Source organism: Labrys neptuniae, from assembly GCF_040797145.1.
Taxonomy (GTDB): Bacteria; Pseudomonadota; Alphaproteobacteria; order Rhizobiales; family Labraceae; genus Labrys; species Labrys neptuniae.
Map to the genome: position 1 here is coordinate 513,989 of NZ_JBFNQD010000001.1, position 23,058 is coordinate 537,046.

Sequence of the window (23,058 nt, forward strand, 5' to 3'; positions counted from 1 at the left end):
GAAAGAACTTGCCGGAACTCGTGGCCACGCGCCATCATCCCCCCGCTCGGACCTGGCTTGACAAGAATCGCGGCACGCCGGCCTCTGCACGTCTTCTTGGATCAGGCGGTTCCCATGTCCTTCTCTCTGGTGATTTTCGATTGCGATGGTGTTCTCGTCGACAGCGAGATCCTGTCGGCCGAAGTCGAGGCCGAGGCCTTGTCGGCCCTCGGCGTAAAAGTCACCGCGCATGACGTGATGCAGCGTTTCCTCGGCCTGACCCAGGAGGCCTTGGAGGAGCGCTTCGAGCACGATTTCGGACTCAAGCTGCCGCCGAACCATGCCGAAACCACGCGCAGTATGCTGCGAGCGGCCTATGTAGAGCGTCTGGAACCCATTCCAGGCGTGCGCGACGTGCTCCAAAGCCTGCCTATGCCCTTTTGCGTCGCCTCCAACAGCCCACCTGCCAAGCTTGGTCTCGGCCTCAGCATCACCAACCTGTTCGAACTGGTCTATCCCAACATCTTCAGCGCGAAGCTGGTGGCGCGGGGGAAACCGGCGCCGGATCTGTTTCTCCATGCGGCAAAGGCGCTCGGCGCGGATCCCGCCGACACCGTCGTGGTCGAAGACAGCGTGGTCGGCGTCAAGGCAGCAAAGGCCGCGGGCATGACGGCGATCGGCTTCGTCGGCGGCCTGCACCATATGCCCCCCAGCGAGGAAACCCTGGTAGCGGCCGGCGCCGATCACATCGCCGAGACGATGGACGAGGTGAAGGCGCTGATCCTGGCATGAGCCAGGATGATGGCGGTCGGTAGCGGCGCGCTTCCAGATCTCAATCCATCGAAATCTTGCTGCCGCGTAGCGATTTGACGTTCGAGCGACGCGATTTCGACTCAAGCCGCCGCGCCTTGGCGGCTTTGGAGGGCTTGGTCGCCTTGCGGGGTGGCGGTGGCGGCGTCGCCGCCTCGCGCAGAAGCGCAACCAGCCTCTCGCGGGCATCTTCGCGATTACGCTCCTGGGTGCGGAAACGCTGGGCAAGAATGACGACAACCCCATCCTGCGTCAGCTTGCGCCCGGCGAGCCTCTGAGCCCGGATCGCAACCTCATTGGGGAGTGAAGGCGAAGTGCGGATGTCGAAACGCAATTGCACCGCCGTCGACAGCTTGTTGACGTTCTGTCCGCCAGGGCCGGAGGAGCGTACGAAATCCTCGACGATCTCGCGCTCATCGATGGACAGAGTTGGTGTGATCTCGATCATCCGGCCTGCATAGCGTATGGCTTGGCGCGCCGCCGCTAATTTCTGCGGATAAGTTCACGAATTGTTCTTGTCTTTTCGTACACCCTCCTTCAATTTGCGAGCCAAAGCGCCTATCTCAGGCTGAAAGCCCACAGGATCGTCCGTATGTCTGGCCGCCCCACCTCCGGCAGCGCTGTTCCATCGCCTGCCGATCGCCGCTTCATTACCGTGCGCGGCGCTCGCGAGCACAATCTCAAGAATGTCGATCTCGAAATCCCGCGCGACAAGCTGGTAGTCTTTACCGGCCTTTCCGGCTCGGGCAAGTCGTCGCTTGCCTTCGATACCATCTATGCCGAAGGGCAGCGCCGCTATGTCGAGAGCCTGTCGGCCTATGCGCGCCAGTTCCTCGAGATGATGCAGAAGCCGGACGTCGACCAGATCGACGGCCTGTCGCCCGCCATCTCGATCGAGCAGAAGACCACATCGCGCAATCCGCGCTCGACGGTGGCGACGGTCACCGAAATCTATGACTATATGCGCCTGCTCTGGGCCCGCATCGGCATTCCCTATTCGCCGGCGACCGGCCTGCCCATCGAAAGCCAGACGGTCAGCCAAATGGTGGACCGGGTCATGGCTATGCCGGAAGGCACCCGCCTGTTCCTGCTCGCCCCCGTCGTGCGTGGGCGCAAGGGCGAATACCGCAAGGAGCTCGCCGATTTCCTCAAGCGCGGCTTCCAGCGCGTCAAGATCGACGGCACCTTCTACGAGATCGCCGACGCCCCTGCCCTCGACAAGAAGCTCAAGCATGACCTCGACGTGGTGGTGGACCGCATCGTGGTGCGCGCCGACATCGCCAGCCGTCTGGCCGACTCCTTCGAAACGGCGCTCGAACTCGCCGACGGCATTGCCGTGGTCGAGCTCGCCGACCAGAAGGAGGCCGACGGCTCGCCCAAGCGCGTGATGTTCAGCCAGAAATTTGCCTGCCCCGTCTCCGGCTTCACCATTCCGGAGATCGAGCCGCGGCTGTTCTCCTTCAACAATCCCTTCGGTGCCTGCCCGTCCTGCGACGGGATCGGCACCGAGATGACGGTCGATCCCGTGCTGGTGGTGCCTGACGAGACATTGTCGCTGCGCAAGGGCGCGCTGGCGCCCTGGGCGAAGTCGACCAGCCCCTATTACAGCCAGACGGTCGACGCGCTCGCCAAACATTACAAATTCGGCGTGACCACGCCCTGGAAGGACCTGCCGGAAAAGGTGCAGCAGGTGTTCCTCTACGGTTCGGGCGAGGAACAGATCGTCTTTTCCTTTGATGACGGCCTGCGCTCCTATGAGACCCGCAAGGCTTTCGAAGGCGTGGTGACCAATCTGGAGCGGCGCTGGAAGGAGACAGATTCCGAACAGGCCCGCGAGGACATTTCGCGCTTCATGGCGAACACGCCATGCAAGGCCTGCGCCGGCTTTCGCCTCAAGCCCGAATCCCTGGCGGTAAAGGTCACGCACAAGCATATCGGCGAGATCTCGGCGATGTCGGTGCGCCAGGCCCAGCACTGGTTCGAAGCGCTGCCGGCCGAGCTCAACACCAAGCAGAACGAGATCGCTGTTCGCATCCTCAAGGAGATTCGCGAGCGCCTGCGCTTCCTGGTCGATGTCGGCCTGGATTACCTGACGCTTGCCCGCAATTCCGGTACGCTCTCGGGCGGTGAGAGCCAGCGCATCCGCCTCGCCTCGCAGATCGGATCCGGCCTCAGCGGCGTGCTCTATGTGCTGGACGAGCCTTCCATCGGCCTGCACCAGCGCGACAACGAGCGCCTGCTCGAAACGCTGCGGCGCCTGCGCGAACTCGGCAACACCGTCATCGTGGTGGAGCATGACGAGGATGCCATCCTGCAGGCCGATCATGTCGTCGATGTAGGTCCGGGCGCGGGCGTGCATGGCGGGCGAGTCGTAGCCCAGGGCACGCCGGCCGAGGTGATGGCCAATCCGGCTTCCCTCACCGGCAAATATCTGACCGGCCAGCTCTCGGTCCCCATGCCGACCGAACGGCGCCGGCGCCAGAAGGGCAAGGCGCTGAAGCTCACCGGCGCCCGCGGCAACAATCTCAAGGATGTCTCGGTCGAGGTGCCGCTCGGCCTGTTCACCTGCGTCACCGGCGTTTCCGGCGGTGGCAAGTCGACCCTGCTGATCGATACCATCTACAAGGCCGTCGCCCGCAAGCTAAACGGCGCGCTGGAGCACCCTGCCCCCTATGACAAGCTCGACGGCCTGGAACTGATCGACAAGGTCATCGACATCGACCAGTCGCCGATCGGCCGCACCCCGCGCTCCAATCCCGCAACTTATACCGGTGCCTTCACGCCCATCCGCGAATGGTTTGCGGGCTTGCCCGAGGCGAAGGCGCGCGGCTATCTGCCGGGGCGCTTCTCCTTCAACGTCAAGGGCGGACGCTGCGAGGCCTGCCAGGGCGACGGCGTCATCAAGATCGAGATGCACTTCCTGCCCGACGTCTACGTCACATGCGACGTCTGCAAGGGCAAGCGGTACGATCGCGAGACATTGGACGTGCGCTTCAAGAACAAGTCGATCGCCGACGTGCTCGACATGACGGTCGACGAAGGAGCCGAGTTCTTCAAGGCCGTGCCGACCATCCGCAACACCATGGAAACACTGGCGCGGGTCGGCCTGGGCTATGTCAAGGTCGGCCAGCAGGCGACCACCCTGTCGGGTGGCGAGGCTCAGCGCGTGAAGCTTTCCAAGGAATTGTCGCGTCGCTCGACCGGGCGCACGCTCTACATCCTCGACGAGCCGACCACGGGCCTGCATTTCCACGACGTCGCCAAGCTGCTGGAAGTGCTGCATGAACTGGTCGACCAGGGCAATACCGTGGTGGTGATCGAGCACAATCTCGAAGTCATCAAGACGGCCGACTGGGTCATTGACATGGGGCCGGAGGGCGGCGATGGCGGCGGCGAGGTGGTTGCCGAAGGCACGCCGGAAGCGATAATCCGGGAGCCACGTTCCCACACCGGGCGTTTCCTACGCGAGGTGATGGAGCGTCGCCCCCAGGGGCGCCGAGGCGAAGCAGCCGAATAACCCCTGGGCAGGCGCCCTCGCCTGCATTCCAGCTTCCCGCGGACATGCGCAGCCAAGAGCCGGGGAGATTCCGCGCCCCGGGTTGCGCTTCCCAGGCGCGGCCCGATCTCCCATTGCCAAACAAGTGTTTCGCCGGTTAACGCTATAGCCATTCATATATAGCGAGTCGGCGCGACCGCTCCGTTTCCGGGAGAAGCAAATGTTCAGGATCCTGCTCGCCGCTAGTCTGGTCCTCGGCAGTGCCGCTGCCCGGGCCGACGAGGTGGTGCTCTATGGCGCCGGCAGCCTGCGTGCGGTGCTGACCGACATCGCCCAGGATTTCAGCAAGAAGAGCGGCATCAAGGTGCATACGGACTTCGGTCCTTCGGGCCTGATGCGGGAAAAGATCGAGCAGGGCGACAAGGTCGACATCCTGGCCTCGGCGGACATGGCCAGCCCTCTCAAATTGCAGAAGGATGGCCGGGCGAGCGCCGTCGTCATGTTCACCCGCAACCGGCTTTGCGCTTTCGCCCTGCCGGAAGCCAAGCTCGCCGGCTCCAACTTTGCAGAGCGCCTGCTCGATCCTGCCGTGAAGCTCGGCACTTCCACGCCCAAGGCCGATCCCGGCGGTGACTACACCTGGGCCATGTTCCAGTTGATCGACAAGCGAAACCCGGGAGCCTTCGCCAAGCTGGATGCCAAAGCCCAGAAGATCGTTGGTGGCTCGACCGCTCCTGTTCCCGCCGGACAGGATCCGATTGCCGACGGCTTCAAGAGCGGCCAGATCAACGTGATGATGGGCTATTGCAGCGGCGCGGCGCAACGCAAGGCGGCTACGCCGAACCTGGAAGTGATCCAGGTGCCCGAAGCCTATGAGACCGGCCCCGAATATGGCTTGGCCTTGGGGCATGCCGACAATGCCGCTGCCGTGGCGCTGATGCTAGCGATCCTCTCGCCGGAAGGTCAGGCCACTTTCGGCAGATATGGTTTCGCGCCGGTCGGCCTGCCGTCTCAACCCTGAACGAAGCGAAGGAACCGGCAGTGCTCCCGGCATTGGCATGTGCCGCCCTGTCATTTCCATCGGCCTTCGGGTGGTGCGTGCACCGGCGCCAGCCGATCTCCCGGCAATGCCAGCGGGAAATTTTGTAGAGATATTGCCGGCGGCTCCCAGCCACAAATGGCGCCAATGAACCAGAATAGCGCGCAGGCGCCCTGCCACCGGTCTGCGCAGCGGCGCTGCTGCAAGCAGGATCAGGGCCCATAGCAGCAGGCTTGTTCGGCCCTTCGTCTCACGTCCTGACCGGCCAACGGCCGAGAATGGCGTGGCCCGCAGCCAGGGCAGGCGAAATAGCCCAAGAATGGCGTGGATATCATCCTCATAGAGGCGCCCGTCGGCAAAACCGTTGGCACTCTTATTGCCGCCGACCGGTTCGGTATGCCGGACCGGGAATTCGTCGATCACGGCAAAGTCGCGGGAGCCCTCGGCGACGAGATTGCACCAGATCAGGTCAATGCCGCTTTCATAACCCAGGGCATATAGCGGCGCGATCCGCTCGAGAACGTCATGCCGGAAGACCGGGCACATCATCTCCACGAAATTGAGATATCGCAGGACATACCGCCCCTGCCGAAGCAGGCAGGCATAGGTGAAATAGCTATCCCATGTCAGCGCCGGTTGAGCGATCTTGAGATCATACTGGTCGCAACGAGAAAAAATTCCATTTATAGAAGTCGGGGACGCATCAATGTCCTCGTCGAGAAAGAATATATACTTATATCGACCAATAAACTCCGCGTGCTCGCGCAAAAAGCCGTCATATCCCGCGACTTTTTTGCCAGATCGGTATTCGAAATAAACGCCATCTCCGCGAACAACGGGCAAGCCCGTATCGTAGCTGCTGAGGAAAACGTCATAAAGTCTATCCACACCAGGGGCCAGCCACTTTGCGTGAAGACTCTTCGGCCCGATCCGTGCAACCAGCAGATATTTTCGGGCTCGTATCCCCGAGCCATCTCCTGAACCGTTCGTCGTCATTGCTCCAGTTTCCCGCTAACCTTCCAAGGGTTTGGCGCGCTTCGGCGTCACGTAAGCTCAGGACCCAATAAAAACAAGAAAATCACTCCAATTTAAAAATATTATGTATCGATCTTCTAATTTATTGAAATTTTATATTGAAAAACAATCTCGGAAATTCGCAATCCAATACGATGCAGGCTATTTCTTATTCTTATTTTTCGAGCCCCCTATAGCACGCCTGCTCCTTGGGAAGCCAAGTCCAACTTTGGTGTATGGCGGTACTACTGGTGGGGTAACGCCGATTAAGCCTCGGCCGGCATTCTTGGGCGCGAAATTAGTTCTGACCCCTGCTGAGTGCACCGAGCGGTATGATCGGCTGCGTCAGGTGGTACTCGAACGGATACCGCCTCTTCGTCTCTGATATGCAGCCCTGAAGGGTTATAGGCGCCAAAACGCCACAAGATATGCACATCACGCATCACAACGAGGCAGCTCTGGCCATTCTTGACAGTTTTCTAACAATGGCGGCATTACGGTATGCACAAATTGCATGATTGTTGTGCAGCGCAGCATCTACCTCATTCGAGGGAAAAACGGCATATAGGGAATGTGAGCGGCGTTGAGGAATTCGCTTCAACGCAAGCTCGCAGAAGAGGAACCTTATCATGTTGTTCGCAGCTTTGATCGAACGTGTCCGCATCTGGCGCCGTGAGCGCGAGACGCTGGCCGAGCTCAGGCGCTTGAACGGACGCGATCTGGCCGACATCGGTATCAACCCTGCCGACGTTCGCGCAATCGCGCGTCAGGCCGCCCGCGCCTAACCTTGCAGGTAATGACCAATGGGCTGCACGGCTCATTGGTACAGTTTCGACGATCCACCCGCGCGTCCGCCTTTTGCAGTGGAAAGTCGTATCGCTTTTGCCAGTTGGTGGTATGCCGACAGGCGATCGGGCAGCGACAATGTCGAGCCTAAGCGAAAAGTCGTAGGCACCGCCTTGCAGGACCAGGGCCGAGTGCCACATAGCCGCCCTTTCAGGGCGGCTTTTTGTTGGGTCAACGCTTCAATAGCTGGCCCTGATGGTCTAAAAGCCGGGCATGACCATCGATCCCATTCATATCATCGGCGGCGGCCTCGCCGGTTCCGAAGCCGCCTGGCAGATTGCCCGGGCAGGCGTTCCCGTCATCCTGCACGAAATGCGGCCAGTTCAGCCGACCGAGGTCCACAAGACCACGGACTTTGCCGAGCTTGTCTGCTCCAACTCCTTCCGCTCCGATGACGCCGAGACCAACGCGGTCGGCTTGCTCCACGAGGAAATGCGGCGGCTGGATTCGGTGATCATGGCCTGTGCCGACAGCCACAAGGTTCCGGCGGGCGGAGCCCTCGCGGTGGATCGGGACGGTTTCTCGGCTGCTGTGACGAAACGACTGACATCGCATCCGTTGATCGAGATCCGCCGCGAACATGTCGACGGCCTGCCGCCTGCGGATTGGGACAATGTCATCGTGGCCACAGGTCCCCTCACCTCCAAGCCTCTTGCTGATGCGATCGCGACCTTGACCGGTGAGACGTCGCTCGCCTTCTTCGATGCGATTGCGCCGATCGTGCATCGCGAATCCATCAACATGGACATCGCCTGGTATCAGTCGCGCTACGACAAGCCGGGCCCGGGTGGCACCGGTGCCGACTATATCAACTGCCCCCTCAGCAAGGAGGAGTATGAAGCCTTTCTCGACGCCGTTCTTGCCGGCGACAAGACAGGCTTCAAGGAATTCGAGGGTACGCCCTATTTCGATGGCTGCCTGCCCATCGAGATCATGGCCGAACGCGGTCGCGAAACCCTGCGCTTCGGGCCGCTGAAGCCGGTCGGCCTGACCAATCCGCGCAATCCCGAGGTCAAGCCACATGCCATCGTGCAGTTGCGGCAAGACAATGCACTCGGCACGCTCTACAATATGGTCGGCTTCCAGACGAAGCTGAAATATGCCGAGCAGGTTCGGGTCTTCCGCATGATTCCGGGGCTCGAGAATGCTGAATTTGCCCGTCTGGGCGGGCTGCATCGCAACACCTATCTGAACTCGCCGGTATTGCTGGACTCGACGCTGCGTTTGAAGACGCAGCCACGCCTGCGGTTTGCCGGCCAGATCACCGGATGCGAAGGCTACATCGAGAGCGCGAGCGTCGGCCTGATGACGGGCCGCTTCGCCGCCGCCGAACGCCTGGGCCAGCCGGTAACGGCACCGCCGCCCACCACGGCGCTCGGCGCCCTGCTCAACCACATCACCGGTGGTCACCTCGTCAGCGAAGAAGCGGGACCGCGCTCCTTCCAGCCGATGAACGTCAATTTCGGCTTGTTCCCTCCTTTGGAGATCTCTCCCAAGGGGGAAGGTGGAAAACGCCTGCGCGGCAGCGAAAAGGCCCTTGCCAAGAAGAGAGCGGTGAGCGCCAGGGCATTGGAAGCCCTGGAGAGCTGGAAGAACGCGACGGCCGGCGAACAACTCCCGGCCTAGCGGCCATTTGCTTCAGGCGATTCCCGTCCCGGGACAAGAAGCGGGATGGGCACGGGTTCGATAACGATGTAGCCTGCTCTCGGTTCCCGCCCTGTCCGCATCATGGCGGGACTAAAGGTCCGATCGACGACGTTCGTAATCCCGCTTCGCCATCAGCAAACAGGATCCTGCAATGCTCCGCCTCCATGGCCTCGCATCCGTCCTGACCCTGCTCCTCGTTGCAGGCCCGGCCCTGGCTGCCGACACTTCGTCCGACACCCCCGCCGCCGCGACGCCCGATCTCGCCTCTATCCGAACCCAGATCAAGGCCGAGGACTACAAGGCCGCCATAGCGGCTCTCCAACCCTTGGCCGATAGCGGATCGAAAGACCCCGACGTCTACAATCTGCTCGGCTACAGCCTGCGCAAGAGCGGTGACCGCAAGACCGCCCAAACCTTCTACGAGAAGGCGCTCGCCATCGATCCCACTCACAAGGGGACTCTGGAATATCAGGGCGAACTCTTTATCGAGAATGGCGACCTTCCCAAGGCGCAGCAAAATCTCGCAGCCCTGGTCAAGCTCTGCCCCGGTGGCTGCGAGGAGCGTGAAGACCTGGAGAAGGCGCTGGCCCAGGCTGCCAAACCGAAATAGTCCGAGGCAGCCCTATTCCGAGCTAACGCAGCCTGCGTGAAAAACGCCATAGATGCCACTGACTGCGCCATTGCGGCAAGCCGGCCTCATGGCGAAACCAGTCAAACCCCGGCCGTGTCATGCGCCTGAGCAAGGGGCCGACCAGCGCAAGACCGACATAGGCGGGCGCAATCGCACTGGGGGCGGCAGACAGCAATTGCTCCGACGTGCCCAGATGTTGCAGCGCTACCCCGGCAAGCTCGGCAAACATGGCCCGCATCTCGCCGGTGTTGCGGCCGTTCAGCAGGTCCTCGCGAGCCGTTCCATGCTTCAGCACGAGATCGGCCGGCACGAAGATCTGCCCCCTGGCCGCATGCCGGGCGGCCTGCTTCATCAGGCAGGCTATGCCATAGGCCACGCCGGCATGCCCGGCAAGATCGGCACTGCCGGGGTCACCGCCATCGGCAAGAATGAGGCTGGCCATACGGAAAAGGCTGGAATAGGTCTCGCCGCAATAGCCTTCCAGATCGGTGATGCTCTGCAGCAGATCGTCATAGAGGTCGTGCGTGTGGGCGTCGATCAGGGTTACGAGCGCCGAGGCTGGCAGATGGTAGCGATCGATCGCGGCCAGAAGTTCGGAGGCAACCGGGTGTCCGGATATCTGCCCCCTCGCCTGCCCCTCCAGCAGGTCCCGCCACCATTGCAGCCGGACCTCGCCCGGCAGAGGCTCCGACACCATGTCCCTCACGCGCTCGATTTCGCTGTTGAAGGCGTAAAGCGCATTGAGGGCGCGCCTGTGCTCGGCCGGCGCGAACAGATTGGCAAGCCAGCGATTGCGGTCATGTTCGCGCAGCAGGCTCGCGCAATAGGCTTCGTTGCTCATGCTGATATTGGAATTGGCCAGGGCATTGGCCGGGCGATCGGCGCTCATGGCACGGCGATCAGGGCGGCGGCGACGCGACGATCCTCGGCGAGCAGGACGTTCCAGGTGCGGGTCGCCGCGCCGGTCGGCATCGCATCGACGACGATCTTGAGATCGCGGAAACGCCAGCGCAGTGCCTCGGGGAAAAAAACGACGTCGGGGCCGGTGCCGACGAGCAGGATCTCGATGGCATCGGCTTCGGCGAAGACTGGTTCGAACGCCTTTGCCGACAACTCCGCTGCACTCGTCACTGGCCAGGCATGCATGCCGGAGGGCAGGCACAGAAGCGAACCGCGATGCGACATCTCCGCAAAGCGGAAGCCGCCGGTGCCATAGGCATCGATCGGCGCCACGCGCGGCAGGAAGCGGCGTTCGCCTCCGGTCATGACAGCTTACTCCGGCTTGTCGCCGCCTGCCGTCTCATGGCTGCCAGGACGCAGGCCCAGATAGATCAGGACGGGCGAGGCAATGAAGATCGAGGTGTAGGTACCGACCAGCACGACACCGAACAGCATGGTGGCGGTGAAGCTGTGAATGGCGTGCCCCCCGAATAGAAGCAGGGCCAGCAAGGCCAGTGCCACGGTGACGTGGGTAATCACAGAGCGCGACAACGTGGCGTTGATCGACTCGTCCAGGAGCTCATCCATCGGCTTCTTCTTGTATTTGCGCAGGAGCTCGCGAATACGGTCATAGATCACCACGGTATCGTTGAGCGAATAGCCGAGGATGGTCAGCAGCGCGGCGACGCTGGTGAGGTCGAAATCGATCTGCGTCACCGACATGAAGCCGATGGTCAGCACGATATCATGGACGTTGGCGATCATGGCACCGACGGCGAACTGCCAGTCGAAGCGGAACCACAAATAGATCAGAATACCCAGAATGGCGACGAAAATGCCGACGGTACCGACCGTCACCAGTTCCTGCGAAACGCTCGGACCGATGATCTGGATCTGGTCGTCCTTGCCGGAGATATAGTCGGGTGCCAGCGTCTGCTTGACCTTCTCGGCAACCGCATTCTGCTCGGCATCACCGCCCGGCTGGAGGGCGATGCGCATGAGCACCTGTCCCTTGTCGCCAAAACTCTGGATCTGGATCTCGCCCAGCCCAAGCGGCGCCAGCTTGTCGCGAATGGCCTGCACATCGGCCTGCCCCGATTGGGCCGTGACGCCAAGGGCGATGCCGCCCTTGAAATCGATGCCGTAGTTCAGGCCGTGGGTAAAGAAAAGCACCAGAGCCAGAATCGACAACACGGCCGAAATCGGAAAGCTGATACGCCGGAACCGGATGAAGCCGAAACTGGTATTGTCGGGAACAATGCGAAGATGGCGCACCGCGCTCACTCCATCAATCTATCAAATCGGGATGGAACGAGGCTTGACCCCGCGATACCACCAGGAAACCAACAGGCGCGTGACCGTGAAGGCGGTGAACACCGTCGTGATGATGCCGATTCCCAGCGTCACCGCGAATCCCTTCACGGCGCCGGTACCGACGAAATACAGCACGGCGGCGGCAATGAAGGTGGTGATGTTGGAATCGAGGATGGTCGCCAGCGCTCGGGCAAAGCCGGCATCGAGTGACATCAGCACCGTTCTTCCGGCACGCACCTCCTCGCGTATGCGCTCATAGATCAGCACGTTGGAGTCGACGGCGATGCCGACCGTCAGCACGATGCCGGCGATACCCGGCAAGGTCAGCGTCGCGCCGAGCAGGGACAGGATGCCGAAGATCATGCCGACATTGAGCGCCACGGCGACGGAGGCGATGATGCCGAACAGGCCATAGCTGGCGATCATGAAGCCGATGACCAGGATCGAGCCGACCAGGGCGGCCATCTCACCGGCGCGAATGGCGGCTTGGCCGAGGCCCGGGCCGACCGTCTGTTCCTGGATCACCGTCATGGGCGCGGGCAAGGCACCCGAGCGCAGCAGCAGCGCCAGATCCTGCGCCTGCTGTGTGGTGAAATTACCCGAGATCTGGCCCGAGCCGCCGGTGATCGGCTCACGAATAACCGGCGCCGACAGGACCTTGCCGTCGAGCACGATGGCGAAGGGCTTGTTGACATTCTCGGTGGTGACGCGGCCGAACTGGCGCGCGCCATTGGTGTTGAAGCGGAAGGAGACGACCGGCTCACGCGTGTTCTGGTCGAAGCTCGCCTGGGCGTCAGTCAGTTCGTCGCCGGCAACCATCACCTGGTCTTCGATCAGATAGTTCTGGCCGCCATCCGACGATGGCAGGACCGTGGAACCGACGGGCGGGCGGGTCCGCATGGCCTGATCGACGGGCATGCTCAGATCGACCAGGCGGAATTCGAGCTTGGCCGTCTGGCCCAGCAGATTCTTGAAACGATCCGGATCATCCAGACCCGGCAGCTGCACCACGATGCGATCCTCGCCCTGGCGCTGGATGATCGGCTCGACCACGCCGGTCTGGTTGACGCGATTGCCGACGATCTCCACCGAACGCTGGACGATGCGGGTCATGCGGTCGCGCAGGCCTTCATCAGTCAATGCCACGCTGACCTGCCCCGGCGTCGAGGAGGTGATGGTCGCGGTGCGGTTGCCGGTGCCGAAGAGATTGCCGTCGGCCGGATTGCCCAGCACCTGCAGCAGCTGGACGGCCTTTTCGGTGTCGGCCGGATTGGGCAGCGTCACCAGGATGCCGCGCCCCTGCAGAGCGGCCTGGCTGCGGATCTTGTTGTCGTTCAGGATCTGGCGCGCCTGCGAACGCAGGCTGGCGACCTGTTCCTTGATCACCGCATTCTTGTCGATCTCGAGCAGGAAGTAGGAACCGCCCTGGAGATCGAGCCCGAGTGTCAGCGTCTTGTGCGGCAGCCAGGACGGCATGGCCTTGACCCAATTGGCCGGCATTAGATTGGGTGCGGCCAGCCATAGGCCGATCAGCAAGGTAAGAAGGACCGAAGCCGTCTTGGCGGGAGAAAAGTGCAGCATAGCGGAGCAATTCCGAGCCTTGACAGGCTATTCTCAGGACAGTCGGGAGATAAAGAACCGCGCCGACCCTATCCTGAGTCTCTTATCGTGTCTTGTGATCGAAGCCAAAGAGGGGAATTACCCCAAAAGGCCTCAGGCCGCCTCGGACTTCTTCACCGGCTCGGTCTTGGAGCGGACGCTGGCCACCATCTCGCGGATGACTTTCACGCGAACGCCTTCGGCAATCTCGGCCTCGATCTCGGACTCGCCTTCGACCGCCTTGGTGACTTTGCCGATCATGCCACCCGACATCACGATGGTGTCGCCACGACGGATCCCCTTGAGCAGAGCCGCCTGTTCCTTCGCCTTGCGCTGCTGCGGACGGATCAGCAGGAAGTAGAAGATCACGAACATCGCGATCGGCAGCAGCAGCGTACCGCCGAGACTGGAGAACAGGTCGCCGCCGCCCTGGGCTGCCTGGGCAAAGGCTGGTGTCGTGAACATGGGATCGCCTCTCAAGAGAAGCGGCCGGGACAGCCCGGCCGCGAATTCGCGCGGAATATAGTGAACCAGCCACCGAAAGCAAACAGAACGCCACTTTCGCCCAGCACATGACGAAAAATTCATGGCCAACGGTGTGGGAAACCGTCCATTCCGGCATCACCGATTTGACCAGGCGCTGCTGGGTGGCGGCCAGGAAATCGCATCCCCTATCCTCAATCGCATCCCCGTCCTAAAAGTGGCAGCGAACAGGCACCGGCCTTGCCACGGCATCGTTCTGCCGAGATCCGCCCGGGGTTTCGCACAAGGCATTGCCGCGCACTTGGAGGCAGGCGCGGCATGCCGCCGCTTTTCAGCGCCTCGCCGGCGCGTTAGAGACGAAGGGCTTACTCACGTTCATCTCATCTGGTTGCCATGACTGACTTTTCATCCCGAGAATTGCCGCACTTGCTCGCCCGTATCGCCGACGCCCTGGAGCGGTTGGCGCCCCCCGCCGCCATCAAGGCCGACTTCGACGCTGCCGAGGCTTTCATCTGGCAGGCCGGTGAGAAATATCTGCAGCCCGTGCCCAAGGTGAACAGGGTCGCCATGCCTTTGCTCAAGGGCATCGACCTGGTGCGCGATCTCCTGGTCGACAACACCGAGCGCTTCGCACGCGGCTTGCCTGCCAACAACGCCCTGCTCTGGGGCGCCCGCGGCATGGGCAAGTCGTCGCTGGTGAAGGCCTCCCATGCCGATATCAACGCCAAGGTCGGTGGCATCCTGAAGCTGATCGAGATTCACCGCGAGGACATCGACAGCCTTCCCGAATTGATGAATCTCACCCGCAAGGCCCCCTATCGCTTCATCGTGTTCTGCGACGATCTTTCTTTCGACAGCGACGACACCTCCTACAAGTCGCTCAAGGCAGCGCTGGAAGGCGGCGTCGAGGGACGCCCGGACAATCTCATCTTCTACGCGACCTCGAACCGGCGTCACCTGATGCCTCGGGACATGATCGACAATGAGCGATCGACCGCGATCAATCCCGGCGAGGCCGTGGAAGAAAAGGTGTCGCTCTCCGATCGTTTCGGCCTGTGGCTCGGCTTCCATCGCTGCAGCCAGGACGATTACCTCGACATGGTCTATGGCTATGCCGATCATTTCGGCCTCGACCTCGATCGTGACACCATGCGGGCCGAGGCGCTGGAGTGGGCGACGACCCGCGGCGCCCGCTCGGGCCGCACGGCCTGGCAATATGTGCAGGATCTTGCCGGCCGCCTGGGCAAGGCGTTGAGCTGACCTGTTCCGTCGGCTCAATGAAAAGTGGCCCGGACATCGCTGCCGGGCCACTCGAGCTGCTTCGGGGTCTCGCGGAGAAGCAGATTTCGGTATCAGGTGCCTGAGAGATAGCGGGTCGGATCGACCGGCGCGGCACCCTTGCGTACTTCGAACAGCACCTGCGGCGAGGTCACGTTGCCTGTCTGGCCTGCGGTCGCGATGGTCTGACCGCGCCGGACGGTTTCGCCTTTCTTGACGTCGAGATCCTTGGCATGGCCGTAAGCCGTGACATAGCCATTGGCGTGGCGGATCAGGATCAGGTTGCCATAGCCCTTCAATTCGTTGCCGGCATAGGCGACGACACCATCCTCGGCGGCCTTCACCTCGGTGCCTTCCGGCACCGAGATATTGATGCCGTCGCTGTTGCGCCCGAAGTTCTGGATGATGCGCCCCTTCACCGGCCAGCGGAACTCAGGGTTACCCGACGCAGCGGCATTGGCATCCTTCGGCAGTTCCGCGGCGGGAGCAGCCTGCTGGGGCAGGCTCGCGGAGGGCGAGATCGTCCCGGTTGCAACCGGCGCAGGCTGGCTGACTTCGGCAGGCTTGACCGGCTTGGCAGCCGCCACCTGCGCAGGCTTGCTGGCCGGCACCTTCTGCTTGGCAGCAGCCAGCTTCTCAGCCTTGAGCTTGTTCGCCTTGGTCGGATCGATCGGCTTGGCGGCCGCGACCTGAGCGGGCTTGGCCTTGGCGTCGACCGGAGCGACCTTCGCCGTCTGAACCGGCTTGACCGTCACCGGCTTGACGGTGGCAGTCTTGACGGCCTGCCCATGCGGGGCTGCAACCTGCATCGCCTCGGCGGCAATCGACTTCTGCGTCTTGGCGGTCTTCACCGGCACCGGAGTTGCGGCACGCGCCGCCTGCACCGGCTTGGGAGCAGCCACAGGCCTCGGCTGAACGGCGGCAGCGACCGGCACGTCACGCGGCGGGCGGTTGTCGACTGCCTCGGCAGCCGGTGCCGGCACCGCCGCCGCGGCATGGGCCGTACCCCGCACGACCAGCTTCTGGCCGATCTTGACGCTCATCCATTCATCGATGCCGTTTTCCTTGGCAAGGCGGGGGCGCGTCGTGCCATAGGCCTTGGCGATCGAGGTCAACGTCTCGCCTGGCTTGACGACATGAATGCCGGAAGCAGCAGCGACGGCGGCCGGCCTCGGCTTCGCACCGGCGGCCGGCGTGGTCGCAACAGGGCGAACCTTGACCTCGCCGACGCTGCCGCGTGACGTCTCGGGCACATCGCCCGGATAAGGCTGGTCGGCGGTAGCAGCAACTGTCGTCACTGCGCCATTGCCATTCTGGGCCGCATTGTAGACAGGGATGATGACTTGCTGCCCGGGCGTCAGCGAACGGGAGGTCAGCCCGTTGACCTTCATGATCGCGTCGGAAGGCACACCGTAGCGGTTGGAGAGCGTGTTGATGGTCTCTCCGGCAGCGGCCGTAACCGGCGTTCCGCCCGTGGCGGTCCACCCCCCCGCTTTGAAGCCGCCGATCTGCGGTGCAGGCGTGGAGATCGCGCCGGTTACGATCGGCTGCTCGCCGCGCGCCAGACGATATTGCGTGGAAGGCGCGCTGCGCTGTGCCACGGCACCGACCGGAGGCAGCGGCTGCGAGGCGACCACACCCGCCGCCGGCACGGTGTTGACGGCATAGCCGGAGTTGTCGTAGCGCGGCCTCGCCTTGGAAGGCTGCGGCTGGGCATAGGCCAACTGGTTGTCACTCGAGGTGAACGGATTGGAAAAGGGGTTCTGGGCGAACCTCGATGTGTCGCTGCAGCTTGCTGCGAGGCCAGCCACCAGGGCGATCACGGCGACGCGCGACAAGTGGCGCGAACGGATCAATTCGATCGGAAAACGCATAGGACGCTCACACCCACGCTTGAGAAGAAGATGGGGTGATTAAGCCTCTATTGGGGTAAACAACGCCTTAAGAGCTGGACTCAATTTGGACAAAATCCGGGAACGGCGCCGATTGCAGGCGAGCGGACACCTCGGAGCCTGTTCCGCCCACGCCATTGAGATTGCAGTGCTTTTCAAGCAACCGCATCATATTGCTACGGGTTCTCCGACAGGCGATCACAATCAGGGGACAGGGTTGGCCTTGCCCCATGCGTTAAAGAGTTGCCGCGCCGGCGCCCACAGGGAATCAGCTTCACCGGCGCGACTCACAAATGGCTCAACGCGACCATTCCAGGCGCAGGTCCTCGGCACTGCGAATGCCGCCATGACCTTCGACTTTCAGCTTGCCGACGAGCCTGGCTTGAGGAATACGGCTGACGAGCGCTGCCAACCCTTCTTCCAGCTCCGCCTTTGCCAGGGCTTCACCCAGACAGCGATGGGCGCCGCCGCCGAAGACATAGTGCCAGCGTGTATGATCCGTCCGCCTGATGTCGAATCGATCCGGCTCGCCGAACACATCGGGATCGCGCAAGGCCGACATGGTGGAGAGCATCAGCAGCGATCCCGGCGCCAATGTGTGACCACCGATCTCGATCTCCTCCAGCACCAGCCGCGGCAGCGACGCGACCGAGGGTTCGAATCGCAGGGCCTCGGAAACCGCTCCGGGAATGAGGCTGGGATCGTCGCACACGGCTTGCCACTGGTCGCGATGCTTGAGCAGAAGGGCAATCTGGATCGCCATCGAGGCCCGCGTGGTATCGCTGCCGCCCAGCACCACGATGATGATCTGCATGATCGCCTCGAGCGGCGTCATCTCCGGATTCTCGTCGATGGCGGCGATATAGTCGGACAGGAAATCGCCGCGCGGGTTCTGGCGGCGTTCCGCGACCAGCTCATACATGTAATCCGTCATCTGCCGGCAGGCATCCTCGAGCTCGGGAATGTCCTTTTCCGTCCAGGACGTGCCCAGGCTGCGCGCGATGACATAGATCCAATCCGCGAATTTCGGAATGTCGGCCTCCGGCATCCCCAGAATGGCGGCGACGGTATGGGCCGGAATGATCGCCGAATAGTCCTCGAACAGGTCCATCCCGCCAGCCTCGTAATGCTGGTCGATCAGTTTTTCTGCCATCGCCCGCACCTTGGGGCGGACCTCGGCAACCATCTTGAAGGCGAAGGTTCGCGCCATCGGGCCGCGCCGCCGCCTATGGGCAGCCCCATTCGAAAGCAGCATGCATTTGTCGTAGAAGTCGAACAGAGGTCCGGATGTGACCCCCCTCAATTGCAGGAGTTCGGTTTCGATCTGGCGGGTGCGCTCGTCGGTGGTGAGGCTGACGACGTCCTTGGCGCGCAGGACGAAGAGCGGCCCGTCGTCCCGTCGGATGAAGGGGGTTTCCGGTCGAAATTTGCGGAACAGGGCGTGCGTGTCCTGATCCAGTTCGGCAATGCTAAATGTTGGAATATCTGAATTGAATTGTTGTGCTGTCTGTTCGGTCATCTCAAATCCCCCAACCGAGTTGCGGTTCTGACTGAGCGACCAGAGGCGATCTTGAAATCAGACCTGGGCTGCCAGTCCCGCACCGTCGGAAACCGCCGCATACTGCACGGGATGGAGGTATCCCGCCATCCCTCCGCGACCTGAATTTGTCTGCATCCGCGCGTCGGGGCTTCGCCCCTGCCCTGCAGTCGAGCAATTGAAAGTCCGGCTCAACGGGAAAGACGCAATTGTACCGTGATACCAGCGATGACTGCGCCGAATCTCGCTTCCGCTTCAAACTCGACGGCGGCTTAAAGCCGGTCGGCAACGCCCAGAATCATCGATGCGGCGCGGATATCCATCAGCGGCGTATGATGGAAACCGTCGGCGTCGCGCACGATCATGGTCAATTGCTGCTCTTCGCCCGGCGGGCCGATCGGCGCGATCATCCGTCCCCCCAGGGCCAGCTGATCCAGCAGATCCTCGGGCACCTCGCTCATTGCGGCCGTCGTGACGATACGATCGAAGGGTGCCTGCTGGCGCCAACCGGAACTGCCGTCTGCCACCATCATCGTGACATTGAGGATGGTGACGGCCCGCAGCCTTTCCTCAGCCTCGGTGACCAAGGTGCGCCAGCGGTCGAGCGTGAGGACTCGCTTGGCGAGGCGTCCTAGCACCGCGGTCAGATAGCCGGAACCCGTACCGATCTCCAGCACGCGATGCAGCGGCTCGACATCCAGGCGCTCGGCAATGGTGGCCGCAAGCACGGGCGGCGTGATGGTCTGGCCACACTGGATGGGAAGGCTGAGGTCGCGCCAGGCGAACTCGGCGAATTCCGGCAGCACGAAGACGGGGCGCGGCAAAGTGGAAACGGCATTCAGCACCTTCTGATCCGTCAGCCCGTGGCGGCGCAGGCGCAGGATGAAAGCCATCATCTCCTGCGCATGTTCGTCATCGGGATTCACAAAGGGCTCGTAATCCGTCATGTTGTCCGTCATCGCACCGTTTCAAAGCTATCCGAAAGCCGTTGCAGGGCTGGCACGTCGGTCAGGTTGAGATGGAGGGGGGTCACGGAAATCTGTTTGTTGAAAAGGGCGGCCAGATCGGTGCCCTCGAGCCGGGGCGGCGTTTCCCGCCGCGGAGCCAGCCAGTAGTAGGGACCACCACGAAAATCCTGCCGCTCGACTACGTCGACGAGGGCCGCATCGCGCTGCCCCTGCGTGGTGACCGCAATCCCGGCGACCTCCTCGGGCTCGCAATCGGGAAAATTGACGTTGAACAAGGTTCCCTTGGCGAAACCGTGGGCCAGCAGCTTGCGGATCACACCGGGTGCATGCTGTTCGGCGCAATGCCAACGCATGCCGTCCCTGCCCCCGATGCCATAAGCCTGGCTGAGAGCGATGGATGGAATCCCCAGGACGGTCCCCTCCATCGCGGCCGCCACCGTACCGGAATAGGTAACGTCCTCAGCGATGTTCTGGCCGCGATTGACGCCGGACAGCACCACGTCGGGCTGCCTGCCCTTGAGCAGGTGCTGAACGCCCATCAGCACGCAATCGGTCGGCGTCCCGCTGACGGCGTAGCGCTTTTCATCGATCTGCCGCAGGCGCAGCGGCGTGCTGAGCGAGAGGGAGTGGGAAACGCCGGACTGATCCGTCTCCGGTGCGACCACGATCACGTCGTCGCTAAGGCTGCGGGCGATCTTCTCCAGCGAAACCAGGCCTGGCGCATGGATGCCGTCATCGTTGGTAATCAAAACTCGCATCCGCCGTCCGTCCCTGTTCGCTGAGTCCATAGCTAGTGTGCCACAGGAAAAGGAGCTCCGGCGAGAGTTTGTCGTACGCAATCCCCTACCGTTGCAGAAATCCCTGCAGAAACAAATGATTGCCTCACCCTTCCTGATTCTGGAATCAAGGACGGTGCGGCAAGATGCGCGGGAGCGGGATTACTGTCTTTCGATCCGGCGCAGGCCGCCCATATAGGGAACCAGAACGTCCGGAACGGTGATGGAGCCATCCTCGTTCTGATAATTCTCCATCACGGCCACAAGTGCGCGGCCGACCGCCACGCCCGAACCGTTCAGCGTATGCACGAAACGCGGGCTGCCGCCGGATTTCGGACGGGTCCGGGCGTTCATGCGGCGTGCCTGGAAGTCACCGCAGACCGAGCAGGAGGAGATTTCCCGGAACAGCCCCTGCCCCGGCAGCCAGACTTCGATGTCATAGGTCTTCTGGGAGGCGAAACCCATATCGCCGGTGCACAGGGTCATCACCCGGTAATGCAGGTCGAGGCCCTTCAACACGGCCTCGGCACAGGCGAGCATGCGCTCATGCTCGTCCCGGCTCTGTTCGGGCGTGGTGACCGAGACGAGTTCGACCTTCTGGAACTGATGCTGACGGATCATGCCGCGCGTATCGCGCCCCGCCGCGCCCGCCTCGGCCCGGAAGCAGTGGGTCAGCGCGGTATAGCGCAGCGGCAGCTCCTCCTCGGCGGTGATGGCGTCGCGCACCAGGTTGGTCAGCGAAACCTCGGCCGTCGGAATCAACCAGAAATCGCCCGGCTGAACACGGAACTGATCCTCGGCGAATTTCGGCAACTGGGCCGTACCGATCATGGCATCGTCGCGTACCAGCAAGGGCGCCGCGACCTCGGTGTAACCATGCTCGCCGGTATGCTTGTCGATGAAATACTGGCCGAGCGCGCGCTCGAGCCGGGCCAGGCCCCTCTGCAGCACCACGAAGCGGGAGCCGGAGAGCTTGGCGGCAATCTCGAAATCCATCAGGCCGAGAGCTTCGCCCAGCTCGAAATGCTCCTTGGGGGCGAATGTATACGCCCGCGCCACGCCATGGCGATGGTGTTCGACATTGCCGTGTTCGTCAGCACCGGTAGGAACCTCGTCGAGCGGCAGGTTCGGAATCGAGATGAGCTGATCGTAAAGGGCCTTGTCGGCGAGGCGGAGCGCCTCCTCGTCAGCCGGCATCGAAGCCTTGAGCGCATTGACTTCGGCCATCAGGGCCTGCGCCTTGGCCTCATCCTTGGCCTGCTTGGCCGCACCGATCTCCTTGGAGGCGGCGTTGCGACGTTCCTGGGAGGCCTGCAGCCGGGCAACGAGCGCACGGCGGCTCTCATCGAGCTCGAGTATGGTGGCGGACAGCGGCTCGAGCCCTCTGCGAACCCGGCCTTGGTCGAAGAGACCCGAGTTCTCGCGGATCCACTTCACATCATACATGAGATCAACTCCAGAACGGTCGTCGGGACACCGACGGGCTATTCCGAAGCCTGCGTATCGCCTTCCGCGCGCTTCTTCTCAACCCACCGGACCGAATAGATCGAGAGTTCGTAAAGGAGCACGCCCGGCACGGCAAGCGCGATCATGCTCCACGGATCGGGTGGCGCCAGCACGGCAGCGATCGCGAACACGATGACGATGGCATAGCGGCGCTTTTCCGTCAGGAAGGTCGAGTCGACCACGCCAATCCGGCCCAAAAGGGTCAACACCACCGGAAGCTGAAACACCAAGCCGAAGGCAAAGATGAGGTTCATCAGCAAGGACAGATAGCCATCGACAGTCGCCAGCAATTCGATTGTGGCGATTCCGCTGCCGCCGAGTTGCTGCATGCCCAACGCGAAATGCATCACCGCTGGCATCGCCAGGAAATACACCAGCAACCCGCCCAGGAAGAAGAAGAGTGGAGTGGCGATGAGATAGGGCAGGAAGATATTGCGTTCGTGCTTGTAGAGGCCGGGAGCGACGAAACGATAGATCTGGATGGCGAAGAAGGGAAAGCCGACGAAAGCAGCGGCGAAGAAAGCAACCCGAATCTGCGTGAACAGGAAATCGAGCGGGTGATTGTAGATCAGCTTGACCGGATTGCCGGCTGCCGCCCATTCATAGGGCCACAGCAAGATGAGATAGATCGATTTGGAAATCGCGAAGGCGCCGATGAACAGCACGATGAACGCAATGCCGGATTTCATCAGGCGTGAGCGTAGCTCGATCAGGTGATCGAGAAGCGGCGCCTTGGAGGCGTCGATGTCGTCTTCGGTCATCTTAGGACTTGAACGCTGCAAGGGGGGCGAAGGCGGAGGGGATTTCGACCCCGACGAGTTTGGCAGCCAAGGATGAAGGGTTTGGCCCGGCGATGGAAGGCTCGCCTGGCGTGGCAGCCACCGCCCCGTTCTCCAGAATCGGCGCGATTGCCGCCGGACTAAGCGGCGGTTCCGAATCGAACACCGAGGATTTCAGGGCGTTGCGCGCCAGGCCTGCGGGGCTGCTGATGCTACTCAAGGTTGCCGCGGATTGTCGCAGCGTGTCGAATTCCTTTTTGACATCCTCGAGATTGGCTTCCTTGAGCGCTTCGTTGAACTGGCCTTGGAATTCGCCCGCCATACGGCGCAGCTTGTTCACGCCCCGCCCGAGGGAGCGCATCGTGCTGGGCAGTTCCTTGGGGCCAATGACGACGACAGCCACTGCCCCCACGATCAGGATATGGCTCCAGCTGATATCAAACATGCAACGCTCGGTCTGGCGAAACGAAATGCTCCGCGCATTAACGCGGAGCCTAGAAAGACCCAGTCTTCAGGCTGACGCCG

21 protein-coding genes are annotated in these 23,058 nt (G+C 62.2%); 7 read left to right on the forward strand and 14 right to left on the reverse strand.

Annotation, left to right across the window (positions count from 1 at the left end; translation table 11 throughout):
• Positions 1–114 precede the first annotated feature (114 nt).
• Entirely contained in the window at positions 115–771 is a 657-nt protein-coding gene (locus tag ABXS05_RS02390) for an HAD-IA family hydrolase (RefSeq protein ID WP_367622774.1), read from the forward strand.
• A 40-nt stretch (positions 772–811) separates the two neighbouring features.
• On the opposite strand, the gene arfB is transcribed toward ABXS05_RS02390, so the two are convergent.
• Positions 812–1,237: an alternative ribosome rescue aminoacyl-tRNA hydrolase ArfB gene (gene arfB / locus ABXS05_RS02395; protein WP_367622775.1), complete on the reverse strand. Its 426-nt coding sequence runs from the start codon at positions 1,235–1,237 to the stop codon at positions 812–814.
• A 144-nt stretch (positions 1,238–1,381) separates the two neighbouring features.
• On the opposite strand from arfB, the gene uvrA reads away from it, so the two are divergent.
• Entirely contained in the window at positions 1,382–4,306 is a 2,925-nt protein-coding gene (gene uvrA / locus ABXS05_RS02400) for an excinuclease ABC subunit UvrA (protein WP_367622776.1), read from the forward strand.
• Between the two features lie 199 nt (positions 4,307–4,505).
• Positions 4,506–5,306, forward strand: coding sequence for an extracellular solute-binding protein (locus ABXS05_RS02405; RefSeq protein ID WP_367622777.1), 801 nt, complete (start codon positions 4,506–4,508; stop codon positions 5,304–5,306).
• Here ABXS05_RS02405 and ABXS05_RS02410 read toward each other — a convergent pair.
• Positions 5,226–6,320: a hypothetical protein gene (locus tag ABXS05_RS02410; RefSeq protein WP_367622778.1), complete on the reverse strand. Its 1,095-nt coding sequence runs from the start codon at positions 6,318–6,320 to the stop codon at positions 5,226–5,228. The genes ABXS05_RS02405 and ABXS05_RS02410 overlap by 81 nt on opposite strands.
• Before the next feature lie 647 nt (positions 6,321–6,967).
• Between ABXS05_RS02410 and ABXS05_RS02415 the strand changes: the two genes are divergently transcribed.
• From ABXS05_RS02415 to ABXS05_RS02425, 3 genes are all read left to right on the forward strand, one after another.
• Positions 6,968–7,123 (forward strand): DUF1127 domain-containing protein, encoded by a 156-nt coding sequence (locus tag ABXS05_RS02415; RefSeq protein WP_082979542.1) that lies wholly within the window; start codon positions 6,968–6,970, stop codon positions 7,121–7,123.
• 274 nt (positions 7,124–7,397) lie between these two features.
• Positions 7,398–8,810: a methylenetetrahydrofolate--tRNA-(uracil(54)-C(5))-methyltransferase (FADH(2)-oxidizing) TrmFO gene (trmFO, locus tag ABXS05_RS02420; protein WP_367622779.1), complete on the forward strand. Its 1,413-nt coding sequence runs from the start codon at positions 7,398–7,400 to the stop codon at positions 8,808–8,810.
• Between the two features lie 172 nt (positions 8,811–8,982).
• Positions 8,983–9,441: a tetratricopeptide repeat protein gene (locus tag ABXS05_RS02425; protein ID WP_367622780.1), complete on the forward strand. Its 459-nt coding sequence runs from the start codon at positions 8,983–8,985 to the stop codon at positions 9,439–9,441.
• A gap of 22 nt (positions 9,442–9,463) precedes the next feature.
• Here the strand turns inward: ABXS05_RS02425 and ABXS05_RS02430 are convergent, their stop codons facing one another.
• From ABXS05_RS02430 to yajC, 5 genes are all read right to left on the reverse strand, one after another.
• Positions 9,464–10,351, reverse strand: coding sequence for a phytoene/squalene synthase family protein (locus ABXS05_RS02430; RefSeq protein WP_367622781.1), 888 nt, complete (start codon positions 10,349–10,351; stop codon positions 9,464–9,466).
• On the reverse strand, positions 10,348–10,728 hold the full coding sequence (locus ABXS05_RS02435) for an Mth938-like domain-containing protein (RefSeq protein WP_311935989.1): 381 nt from the start codon (positions 10,726–10,728) through the stop codon (positions 10,348–10,350). Before ABXS05_RS02435 ends, ABXS05_RS02430 begins: the two co-directional genes overlap by 4 nt.
• 6 nt (positions 10,729–10,734) lie before the next feature.
• Entirely contained in the window at positions 10,735–11,676 is a 942-nt protein-coding gene (gene secF / locus ABXS05_RS02440; protein ID WP_311935986.1) for a protein translocase subunit SecF, read from the reverse strand.
• A 21-nt stretch (positions 11,677–11,697) separates the two neighbouring features.
• Entirely contained in the window at positions 11,698–13,296 is a 1,599-nt protein-coding gene (gene secD / locus ABXS05_RS02445; RefSeq protein WP_367622782.1) for a protein translocase subunit SecD, read from the reverse strand.
• Positions 13,297–13,428: 132 nt separating this feature from the next.
• Positions 13,429–13,779, reverse strand: a complete 351-nt coding sequence (gene yajC, locus ABXS05_RS02450; protein WP_311935980.1) for a preprotein translocase subunit YajC — start codon at positions 13,777–13,779, stop codon at positions 13,429–13,431.
• A gap of 411 nt (positions 13,780–14,190) precedes the next feature.
• Here yajC and ABXS05_RS02455 point away from each other — a divergent pair, with 411 nt between their 5' ends.
• Positions 14,191–15,057, forward strand: a complete 867-nt coding sequence (locus ABXS05_RS02455; RefSeq protein WP_311935977.1) for an ATP-binding protein — start codon at positions 14,191–14,193, stop codon at positions 15,055–15,057.
• A 92-nt stretch (positions 15,058–15,149) separates the two neighbouring features.
• Here ABXS05_RS02455 and ABXS05_RS02460 read toward each other — a convergent pair whose 3' ends face one another.
• From ABXS05_RS02460 to tatB, 7 genes are all read right to left on the reverse strand, one after another.
• Positions 15,150–16,949 carry a peptidoglycan DD-metalloendopeptidase family protein gene (locus ABXS05_RS02460; RefSeq protein ID WP_367622783.1) on the reverse strand — a complete coding sequence of 600 codons (1,800 nt, stop codon included), beginning with the start codon at positions 16,947–16,949 and terminating at the stop codon, positions 15,150–15,152.
• 316 nt (positions 16,950–17,265) lie between these two features.
• Complete coding sequence (locus ABXS05_RS02465) at positions 17,266–18,486, reverse strand: cytochrome P450 (RefSeq protein WP_367622784.1); 1,221 nt, start codon at positions 18,484–18,486, stop codon at positions 17,266–17,268.
• Positions 18,487–18,776: 290 nt separating this feature from the next.
• Positions 18,777–19,463: a protein-L-isoaspartate(D-aspartate) O-methyltransferase gene (locus ABXS05_RS02470; protein ID WP_367622785.1), complete on the reverse strand. Its 687-nt coding sequence runs from the start codon at positions 19,461–19,463 to the stop codon at positions 18,777–18,779.
• Positions 19,460–20,230, reverse strand: coding sequence for a 5'/3'-nucleotidase SurE (gene surE, locus ABXS05_RS02475; protein ID WP_367622786.1), 771 nt, complete (start codon positions 20,228–20,230; stop codon positions 19,460–19,462). Before surE ends, ABXS05_RS02470 begins: the two co-directional genes overlap by 4 nt.
• Before the next feature lie 180 nt (positions 20,231–20,410).
• Entirely contained in the window at positions 20,411–21,694 is a 1,284-nt protein-coding gene (gene serS, locus ABXS05_RS02480) for a serine--tRNA ligase (protein WP_367622787.1), read from the reverse strand.
• A gap of 38 nt (positions 21,695–21,732) precedes the next feature.
• Positions 21,733–22,515: a twin-arginine translocase subunit TatC gene (tatC, locus tag ABXS05_RS02485; RefSeq protein WP_367622788.1), complete on the reverse strand. Its 783-nt coding sequence runs from the start codon at positions 22,513–22,515 to the stop codon at positions 21,733–21,735.
• A gap of 1 nt (position 22,516) precedes the next feature.
• Positions 22,517–22,978 (reverse strand): Sec-independent protein translocase protein TatB, encoded by a 462-nt coding sequence (tatB, locus tag ABXS05_RS02490; RefSeq protein ID WP_367622789.1) that lies wholly within the window; start codon positions 22,976–22,978, stop codon positions 22,517–22,519.
• Between the last annotated feature and the right edge of the window lie 80 nt (positions 22,979–23,058).